10 protein-coding genes and 1 riboswitch are annotated in these 9366 nt (G+C 58.7%); of the genes, 4 read left to right on the top strand and 6 right to left on the bottom strand.

Annotated elements, in window-relative coordinates; all coding sequences use genetic code 11:
* From NW838_RS02750 to NW838_RS02740, 3 genes are all read left to right on the top strand, one after another.
* A partial coding sequence (locus NW838_RS02750; RefSeq protein WP_414427461.1) for a heavy metal translocating P-type ATPase occupies nucleotides 1-973 on the top strand: 973 nt, incomplete at its 5' end.
* Between the two features lie 128 nt (nucleotides 974-1101).
* Nucleotides 1102-1238, top strand: a riboswitch (cobalamin riboswitch).
* 32 nt (nucleotides 1239-1270) lie between these two features.
* Nucleotides 1271-2311 (top strand): sirohydrochlorin chelatase, encoded by a 1041-nt coding sequence (locus tag NW838_RS02745; RefSeq protein ID WP_414357596.1) that lies wholly within the window; start codon nucleotides 1271-1273, stop codon nucleotides 2309-2311.
* A gap of 97 nt (nucleotides 2312-2408) precedes the next feature.
* Nucleotides 2409-3305 (top strand): hypothetical protein, encoded by an 897-nt coding sequence (locus NW838_RS02740; RefSeq protein ID WP_414357586.1) that lies wholly within the window; start codon nucleotides 2409-2411, stop codon nucleotides 3303-3305.
* Nucleotides 3306-3313: 8 nt separating this feature from the next.
* Here NW838_RS02740 and NW838_RS02735 read toward each other — a convergent pair whose 3' ends face one another.
* Genes NW838_RS02735 through obgE form a run of 4 tightly spaced genes read right to left on the bottom strand, consistent with a single transcriptional unit; the run spans nucleotide 3314 to nucleotide 6197 of the window.
* Nucleotides 3314-3931 (bottom strand): PAP/fibrillin family protein, encoded by a 618-nt coding sequence (locus tag NW838_RS02735; RefSeq protein ID WP_414357585.1) that lies wholly within the window; start codon nucleotides 3929-3931, stop codon nucleotides 3314-3316.
* 55 nt (nucleotides 3932-3986) lie between these two features.
* Complete coding sequence (locus NW838_RS02730; RefSeq protein WP_414357584.1) at nucleotides 3987-4700, bottom strand: L-threonylcarbamoyladenylate synthase; 714 nt, start codon at nucleotides 4698-4700, stop codon at nucleotides 3987-3989.
* 18 nt (nucleotides 4701-4718) lie between these two features.
* Nucleotides 4719-5093, bottom strand: coding sequence for a hypothetical protein (locus NW838_RS02725; protein WP_414357583.1), 375 nt, complete (start codon nucleotides 5091-5093; stop codon nucleotides 4719-4721).
* A gap of 60 nt (nucleotides 5094-5153) precedes the next feature.
* Nucleotides 5154-6197 carry a GTPase ObgE gene (gene obgE, locus NW838_RS02720; protein ID WP_414427462.1) on the bottom strand — a complete coding sequence of 348 codons (1044 nt, stop codon included), beginning with the start codon at nucleotides 6195-6197 and terminating at the stop codon, nucleotides 5154-5156.
* A 214-nt stretch (nucleotides 6198-6411) separates the two neighbouring features.
* On the opposite strand from obgE, the gene NW838_RS02715 reads away from it, so the two are divergent.
* Nucleotides 6412-7380: a 30S ribosomal protein S1 gene (locus NW838_RS02715; protein WP_414350512.1), complete on the top strand. Its 969-nt coding sequence runs from the start codon at nucleotides 6412-6414 to the stop codon at nucleotides 7378-7380.
* A 330-nt stretch (nucleotides 7381-7710) separates the two neighbouring features.
* Here NW838_RS02715 and NW838_RS02710 read toward each other — a convergent pair whose 3' ends face one another.
* Together NW838_RS02710 and NW838_RS02705 are read right to left on the bottom strand one after the other, a co-directional pair.
* Complete coding sequence (locus NW838_RS02710) at nucleotides 7711-8589, bottom strand: hypothetical protein (protein WP_414408914.1); 879 nt, start codon at nucleotides 8587-8589, stop codon at nucleotides 7711-7713.
* Between the two features lie 54 nt (nucleotides 8590-8643).
* Nucleotides 8644-9366 (bottom strand): CobW family GTP-binding protein (locus NW838_RS02705; protein WP_414427460.1); only part of this gene is annotated, 723 nt, incomplete at its 5' end.

The raw sequence follows: 9366 nt of genomic DNA, 5'->3' as shown, positions 1-9366 counted from the left end.
CACGGTGGTCTTGGACAAAACTGGCACCCTGACTGAAGGTCGCCCTACCGTCACCGATATTTGGGCTAATGGCTCCTCTCCCCTGACGGTGTTGCGCCTGGCAGCGGCAGTGGAGCGGCACTCGGAACATCCTTTGGCCCAGGCGGTAGTGCAGAAAGCCGAAGCCGAAAAAATTGCCATCCCTCCTGCCTGGCACTTTCAGGCAAGGGTAGGCAGTGGGGCAGAGGCTTGGGTGGAAGATCAGTGGATTCGCATCGGTCGGCTGAGCTGGCTACAGGAGATGGGGATCCCCTGGGATCCCTCTTGGTCAGAGCGGGTTCAGAATTGGGAAAGCCAGGGCAAAACGGTGATCGGCGTAGCCCAATCCCAGAGCCTGGTGGGGCTGTTGGCCATTGCCGATCCGCTCAAACCCACCTCTCCTGAGGCAGTGCAACACCTGCAACAGATGGGCCTAGAGGTGATCCTGCTAACCGGGGATAACCCCACCACGGCCCAAGCGGTTGCTCGGCAAGCAGGCATTCAGCGGGTAATTGCCCAAGTCCGTCCGGATCAGAAGGCAGCTTACATACGCAGCCTAAGACAACCTCGACACCGGGTGGCGATGGTGGGAGATGGCATTAACGATGCTCCGGCTCTGGCAGAAGCCGATGTGGGGATCGCCATCGGTACGGGTACGGATGTGGCGATGGCCGCCAGCGATATAACCCTCATGTCGGGGGATCTGCGGGGAGTCGCCACAGCCATTCAACTCAGCCGGGCTACCCTCAACAACATCCGCCAAAACCTCTTCTTCGCCTTTATCTACAACACGCTCGGGATCCCGATTGCTGCTGGGGCGCTCTATCCCTTCACAGGCTGGCTGCTCAACCCCATGCTGGCCGGGGCGGCAATGGCCCTGAGTTCCATTTCGGTGGTCGCCAATGCCCTGCGCCTGCGACACTTTCAGCCCCCCAAACCAGCGGGCCGGCGTTAGGCCCTCTCCCAGGGGCAAGGGGGATTAGCGCGGCAACAGTTTTGCTGCCCTTTGAGCATGAGTCTGCCGTACCGCTCATGCCTCAGGGCTATCTTCTGGCAGACAAGGACATCCCCCCCAGGGGGCTTGGTGAACGACAAGCGGCAAGCTAACCTAAAAGGCTCAGGCAGACTGGGGAAAGCGCGGTGCAAGTCCGCCACTGTGACGCAACTGTGATGGGATCCCTCCCTCAGCCAGAACACCCACCTGCCGTTGTCCTGTACCCCTTGCGATTCACAAGGAACGGAGTTTTTTGTGTTGAATACCCTCAGTGTTTCCCCTCCCCTTTCGGTTGGGCAGCTTGCTTCTCCTTCATTGCCCCTATTGCTTATCGGCCACGGATCCCGCGACCCTGAAGGGCGGCAAGCCTTTCTGGAGTTGGCCCAAGTCTACCAATCCCTCACTCCCCATCGACCGGTGATCCCTTGTTTTCTGGAGCTGACCCAGCCAACCATTGCCCAGGGGGTAGAGCAGTGCTTGGCCCAAGGGTGGCAAGAGATTGTGGTCCTGCCGCTGCTGTTGTTTGGGGCCCGCCACAACAAGTTCGATGTGACGATGGAATTGGATCGCCTGCAGGCCCTCTATCCCCAGTTGCGCATTCGTTACGGTGGGCCGCTGGGGATCCGCATCGAGATCCTGCAACTGCTGCGAGACCGATTGGCCGCTTTGATGGCCGCCCAACCGCGGCGGATCCCAGAAGCAGAAACCGTGCTCCTGTTTGTGGGTCGCGGCTCCAGCGATCCCGAGGCCAATGCCGAAGCCTGTAAACTGGCCCGGTTGCTTTGGGAAGGATCTGGGTTTGCCGCTGTGGAAACTTGCTTTATCGGCATTACCCATCCCCGCCTGCCCGTGGGATTGGAGCGGGCCTTGTCCTGGCATCCGCGCCGGGTGATCGTGCTGCCCTACTTCCTGTTTACCGGAGTGCTGGTGAAAAAAATTGAGGCGGCAGTGGAACAACAACGACAACGACAGTCGGAAATCGACTGGCTCATGCTGCCGGAATTGGGCCTTGTGGACACGGTGCTGCACAGCCTGCAGCAACTGGAGCAGGAAGCCCTACAGGGCCAAACCCAAATGAACTGCCACCTGTGCAAGTTTCGCCTGGCCGTGAGCGCAGAGGTCAGAGCTGGGCATACCCATCACCATCCTCACGAGCATCATCACCACCATCACGGGCACGGATCCCATCACCATCCTCATTCCCACCCTCACCACGACCACGGCCATACCCACGCAGCGGCTGGGGATCCCTGGGCCCAATTAGAGGGCTACCACCAACGGGCTTGGCAGGTGCCCTGAGAGGGAAACAGAGGCTGCTGGCGGGATAAACTGAGTGCAGACAGGCCATTTTTGAACCTGGTTTTCCCGCTCTAGCGATTGTGATAACGAAAAGCCAATGACGATGTTTTCCCGCTCCTCTTGGGTCTCGGGTGCCGCTGCTGCGGGGAGCGGGATTTTCGTCTTCGCTCTGGTGGTGGGGCTGTTGGATCAGATCCTGCCAACCCTGCCCAGGGTTTCCTTATCCTTGGCCGGGATCCCTGGGATCCTGGCTGCCGCTGGGGCCTCCTATGGGGCCTGGCGGGTGGTTCAGATGGGTCTGCAGTCGGGCTCCTGGACTGATTTTCGGGCCTCGCTGGTAGCGGCTCTGTCTCCCTTTGATCCCGCCGATTATGGCGGCAACCCTCGGCAACCCGAGGAGGATTCTCTCCCTTTGCAGTCGGTTGACGAGGATCCTCAAACCCAGATCTGCGATCGACAAATTCTTGATCAAGCTGAGCAGCAGACGGAAACTGAAACCGAAGTAAGCGAACACACTCAAGTAAGACTGCAGGGCGAGCAGCACCAGGATCAAGCTTCGCAGGCCAAGGCCCAACAGTTGCAGCCCCTACAAGAATTGTCATCACCTTCTTCCCCAAGCCCTGAGTCGGCAAAACCCACACCAGAGCCAGAGCTCAACCAAAAACTTCGCCAACTCCAGATGCAGGTCGCCACTCTGAAAATAGAACTGGAACTCCAAGAAATCCAACTGCAGCAGTTGGAGGTGAGGCGGACTCGGCTTCAGCAGCAGAAGCAGAAACTCAAGCACGTTCTGCGTCGCACGGCGTCCGAAAATCAAAGGCTGCGCTTCTTACAGGAGCAAAAAGCCCGGCAACTGGAGCAAACTCAGCAAGAGCTGCAAGCTTTGCGGGAGTCCTACCGCGCCTTGCAAGTTCTCCAGGAAATAGGCTTCACCCTAACCCAAAACCTATCTCACAAAATAGCCGAAACGGAACCCTCTAAGCCCTCCGGCTAGCCGAAGTCTCAACTCACCCGTTTCAGGACAAATACACTCCCCTCGCTGCCCCGGCCCATCCGCAAATCTTCATCCAAATAGGTGATATCCAGCCAGCCCGTTGGCTCGCGGCGGCGAATATCGATTTGAATAGCCGGGATCCGCTCCGGAGCCCGCTCGAGCAAATAGAGAAAACTCTCGATCTCGTAGCTCATCAAAGCTTGGGATCCGAACACCAATCGCTCGAAAATCACCCTCACCCGACGCTCCGATTCGGGGTAAAAGCGTGCCGATACCGCCAAGATTCCCCGTGGCACCCAAGCCCCCAGCCAGCCGGATCCCTGGATCTCCGCCACGTTGAAGACCCGTCCAGCCTTGGCCCGAATACACTGGTAGATCTCGCCGGTGGTCAAAAAAGGCAACTGTGCCAGCCGCAGCAGAGCTGTGCTCGTGGTAAATAGGGTGAGCCAGTTCCCCTCCAACCCTTCAGGAGCCGATGTTGGCTTGGGGGTGGGGTTGAGCGCTTCTAGGACGGCAATTTGAGACAAAATCTGGGCTTTTTGGTCAGGGGAAACTTTCCGGCCCCGGTCGGTCGCCTCCAGTAGGTGCAGCAGAGCCGATTTTTGCTGAGCCAGGGCCTCAGACATGGGCACACTCCGAAGGCACTGACCCTATTTTAGAGAACGCGGGATCCCTCTGCCCTTAACCGTCTTCTCCCACCAGTTTCAGGTTCAGATCTGCCACCTGCTCATACCCTAGCCCGGCCCGCACCACCAGCGGCTCGGATCCGGTCAAATCGATTACCGTAGAGACCTTGGCCCGGCGGGGGGCATCGTCATCCAGCACCAGATCCACCTGTTTTTCCAACTGCCGCATTTCCTCAGCCGCAAAGATCCCACCCTCATCCCAGGGATCGCTCTCCCATTCCCAGGTTTGCCCAAAACTTAAGCCCAGGGATCCGACGGGATCCCCCCCCAGCTTGGCAGAGGTCGAGACAATTGGATTGCCCAACTCTTCCAGCAAAGCCTGACAAATGGCAGAATCGGGCACCCGGATGCCGGTGGTTTTCCGCTTGGGATCCATCACCAACTTGGGCACCAGCTTGGTTGCTGGCAACAGAAACGTAAACGGGCCGGGGATCAGCCGCCGCATCAGTCGATAGGCTGAATCGGTGACCTGGGCATACTGGGCAATGCGCGAGAGAGAAGGACACAAGAAGGTGAGGGGTTTATCGTTGGAGAGGTGCTTGATGCGGCGTACCCGCTCCACTGCTTGTTTATGGGTCGCGTCGCAGCCAATGGCGTAAACCGTATCGGTGGGGTAGAGCATCACCGCCCCCTCCCGCAAAGCCGCTGCGATCCGCCGGATGGAACGGGTCTGGGGCTGTTGAGGATGCAGCTTAAAATACTCGGCCATCGGGCAGGTGGAAAGAGGTCAAGACTCGGAGCAGCTCCCCCCCAAAGGGTTTTCCACAAGAGGGCGGGGGGTCGGTGGCACCGACACCGGCAGGGATCCCTGAGATTCGGGCCAGTCCTTCAGTTGTTGCATCAGGGCTTGGATGTGCAGACGGGGCAGATAGGGCCAGTCGCCCGCTTCTTCCAAATCTTGAAGCACCCGATACAGAGCTTGACGGGTATTGGGCAAAGACTCCCGAAAGGCACCTTCCAGGATCGCGCGGTGCAACTCCTCCAGCAGCCGCAGGAGCATCAGCAGCTCCACACACGCTCCCGCCCTCGCCTGAGCCGCCTGTTCAACGGCCAACATAATCTGACGCAAATCCGGTGGCAGATCCTCCGCCGAGATATACATGGCCACTCGTCTCTGGGTTCTGGGAAGGCAGGGGCTTTCCCATTCTAAGATTCTTCTGCCCTAGGACTGGATGGATTTTGCCCCCACAAGATCCAACTGCGCAGGCTGTTGGGATCCCCGCCCCAGGCACTGCCACACCCGCTGCAAGAGGGCATCCAGCCCCTGCTTGGCAATTGCAGAAATGGCCACTACGGAAGTGCCGGCAGCGGCAGACAGCCTCTGGGTGCGCTCGGCAACCTGCTGGGGATCCAGAACATCGATCTTGTTCAAAACCAGGATTTGTGGCTTATCGATTAACCCGTGGCTGTAGGCGCGCAGCTCCTGCTGAATAACCTGGTAATCCTTGACGGGATCCGCCGCCGTGCCATCCACCAAATGAATCAGTACCCTGGTGCGCTCCACATGGCGCAAAAACTCGTGGCCCAGCCCCACCCCCAAGTGCGCCCCCTCGATCAGCCCCGGAATATCGGCAAACACCACCCCATCTCCCGATGGATGGGGCACCACTCCCAAATTGGGCTGCAGCGTGGTGAAGGGGTAGTCGGCAATCTTGGGCCGGGCAGAGGAGACCACCGAAATCAGAGTGGACTTGCCCGCATTGGGCAGGCCGACAATGCCCACCTCGGCGATCAACTTCAGCTCCAGGCGCAGGCGCACCCGTTCTCCTGCTTCGCCCTTGGTAAATTGGCGGGGGGCACGATTGTGGTTGCTCAAAAAATGGGCATTGCCCAAGCCGCCTTTGCCCCCACGGGCTACCAGCAATTGATCCCCTTTGCCCACCAGATCGCCCAACAATTCCCCAGTCTCCGCATTGAACACCACAGTACCGCAGGGCACCCGCACCAGCCGATCCGCACCACTGGCCCCGCTGCGATGGTTGGGCCCCCCTTTGGCCCCGTGTTCCGCTTTGATCACCGGTTGAAAGCGAAAATCCAACAGAGTTTGCAGGCCAGGATCTGCCACCAGGATCACTGAGCCGCCCCGCCCTCCATTGCCGCCGGATGGCCCCCCAGCCGGCACATACTTTTCACGGCGGAAGGCAACGATGCCATCTCCGCCATTCCCCCCTTGCACTTCAATTTCGGCTTGGTCGATAAAGTGCAATCGTTCTTCTCCCAAATCTTCTATCTTCCAGCTTGGCAAGATCCCCGGAAAACTTGCCACAAAAGACGCTCCTCTAAGCTACGATGGTATTTCCCAGCCACATCCCCCACAGGTGGGAAAGTGGGAGAGTGAATGCACTCTCATCTGGGATTCTGCTAAACTCAACTGGCCTTCTACCCTTTATCCCGCGCAACTGATCAGTTACTGCACCCCTATGAGTCGATTCACCGCTGCCGATGTAGGTTTTACCACTGAAGACTTTGCCGCCCTTCTGGATAAGTACGACTATCACTTCAGCCCTGGCGAAATTGTGGCGGGTACAGTATTCTCGGTGGAGCCACGCGGTGCTTTGATCGATATTGGGGCCAAAACGGCTGCCTTTCTGCCGCTCCAGGAGATGTCGATTAGCCGCCTGGAAGACCCGCACGAGATGCTGCAGCCCGGAGAAACCCGCGAGTTTTTTATCCTCACCGAAGAAAACGAAGAGGGACAACTCACTCTTTCCATCCGTCGCATCGAGTACATGCGGGCCTGGGAACGGGTACGGCAGCTCCAGAAAGAAGATGCCACCGTTCGCTCAACCATTTTTGCCACCAACCGAGGTGGAGCCCTGGTGCGGATTGAGGGGCTGCGGGGCTTTATCCCCGGATCCCACATCAGCACCCGCAAGCCAAAAGAAGAGCTGGTGGGCGAAGAGCTGCCCCTGAAGTTTTTAGAGGTGGACGAAGACCGCAACCGCTTGGTGTTGAGCCATCGCCGCGCCTTGGTGGAGCGGAAGATGAACAAGCTGGAAGTGGGCGAGGTGGTGGTTGGCACGGTGCGGGGCATCAAGCCCTATGGTGCCTTCATCGATATTGGCGGCGTCTCCGGCCTGCTGCACATTTCCGAGATCTCCCACGATCATGTCGATACGCCCCACAGCGTCTTCAACGTCAACGACGAAGTGAAGGTGATGATCATCGATCTGGATGCGGAGCGGGGACGGATCTCGCTGTCCACCAAGCAACTGGAGCCCAATCCCGGCGACATGATTCGGGATCCCAAGCTGGTTTACGAGAAGGCCGAGGAGATGGCAGCCAAGTACCGCGAGCAACTGTTGGCCGCTAAGCAAGGACAAGCGGCAGAGGCCCCACCGGAAGTGGTGGAAGAGGAGCTGGAATACGCGGCGGCGGCTGTGGAATGATCACAAACTTTGCGTATTTCTGCCTGCTACAAGGCTTAGCTAGGCCGCCGAGAAGCCCCGCCCTCTCTCGCTTTAGCGGCGCGGAGCGCTTTGCATCAGCATGAGTGCGGGAGTATGTCACGGCATGAGCCTTTGGTTCCATCAGTGTGAGTGGGGAGCTGAGGAGCGATCCATAAGCCCGTGGGGGCGGGGGCAGTCCAAATGTCCGAAGAGACGGGTACTGCTGCTGTGGCGAGGTAGGCTAAAACAGGAAGTGCGGCTGGCGTTCACGTAGTGTTGCCAACCTGCGCCAGTAACAGGAGTCCCCCACTTCTGAGCTTGAGGATCCTGTCAAAGACTGTAGATTTGCCCATCTACGAGCAGATGGGTGATGCCTTTCTTTTGCAGTTGGGTGCGCACAATCTCCAGGATGTAGCCGGGAAACTGGATCACCCGGTAGGGCGGGTAGGTGTTGCTGCCCCGACGGCTCATTTCGGAAAAGCGACGGGCCACCTTGTGGTTGTCGAAAATGGGCAGCGTATTGGCGTTGTCGATCCCTTCGATGGGCAGGGATCCCGAGCCAAAGAATTCTTTGAGAGGGCGGGTGGTCAGTTCTTGGTAGCGGTCAACAACGACGTAGCAGGTTTCCGGCAGGGTGAGCTCTTCCAGGGGCAACACCTGAATTCGATAGCCGGGATCGGTGAGGGGATCCTCTTCTGGCCCATCTTCATCTTCTAAGGGATAGTCAGGGTCGTCCTCATCTTCGTCCTCGTCTTCAAGGTCACGGTCTTCTTCGGTCTCTTCCTCCACATCCTCCAGATCTTCCCGAAGCCCAGCCGCCAACGGCAGTTCTTCTGGGGGCAGTTCTGGCAGAGACTCCGTCCCAGCAGTGTTATCCTCGCCTTCCTCGTTTGCGTTCGGCTCTGCGGGGGGCTCCGGCAAGGGAGATGGAGAAGGCAACTCCGGTTCCAGCGGCAAGATCTGCTGCTCCAAGGCTGGGATCCTGCCAACAGCAACTTTTTCCCCCATGTCTTTGCGGCGGGCAGCCGAGCGTTTGAGATGGATCAACCGCTGGTACTCATCGGCGGCGATATTTTCCTTCAACACGCGGGTGATGGTGGTGATGCTCACCTGAAATTGCTCCGCCAATTCGACGGCGGTCGCTGCTGAGCCGCGGTAGGCGCTAACAATTTGCTGTTGTTCTTGCTCTGAAAGTTTGCTGCGAGCCATCCCAGGTCACCCAATCTAGAAATTGAAAGAAATAGGCAGTGGTGAAGAGGATCTCTAGCCAGCGGCGGTTGCCCCACACACCCGGCTGAGGCCGGCAGCTAGCTGCTCCCGCTCCAGCCCCTTGCCGATCAACACAATTTTGGACAGGCGGGGCTCATCGGGATCCCAGTCCCGTTCCAGAAAAAGGGTTTGCCGCTGGCCCACTTGATGGAAGATAACCCGCTGCGGCTCATCCAGAACCGACAGCACCCCCTTGGCGCGAAAAACGGTCTCGGACAAGTCTTGTAGCCAATCGCGAAAGGCCCCCAAATCCAGCGGCTGCTGCAGTTGAAAGCTCACCGATTGGATCCCGTCCTCCTCCAGGTGATGGCTGGGGTGGGCCTCAGTCCCCGAATCGGGGAGCCTGGGATCCCACAATTCTGGGCGGAAGGCATGCACATCCAAGATGCGGGCCAGAGGCACCTGGGCATGGGTGGTGAGCAGGCAAGGGGCAGCGGGGTTGTAGCGGCGCAGATCGAGAAGGATCCGCTCTCGTTCGGCTTCGTCGATCAAATCCACCTTATTGAGCAACAAAATGTCAGCGCTGCCGATCTGGTGGGCGGCGGTTTGCGAGCGCTGGAAATTGCGCCAGTATTCGGCACCGTCAACCAAGGTCACCACGCCATCCAGGCGCAACTCCTCATGAAAGACCCTCTGCACAAATAGCTCGGTCACCTGCCTGGGATCCGCCACCCCACTGGTTTCCACCACCAGGTAATCCAACGCCTGGGCATGCTG

It is taken from the genome of Synechococcus sp. R55.2, assembly GCF_047462075.1.
In the GTDB taxonomy this organism is placed as follows: Bacteria; Cyanobacteriota; Cyanobacteriia; order Thermostichales; family Thermostichaceae; genus Thermostichus.
Note: the sequence above shows the minus strand (reverse complement) of the source record. Positions and strands in the feature narration are given on the sequence as shown.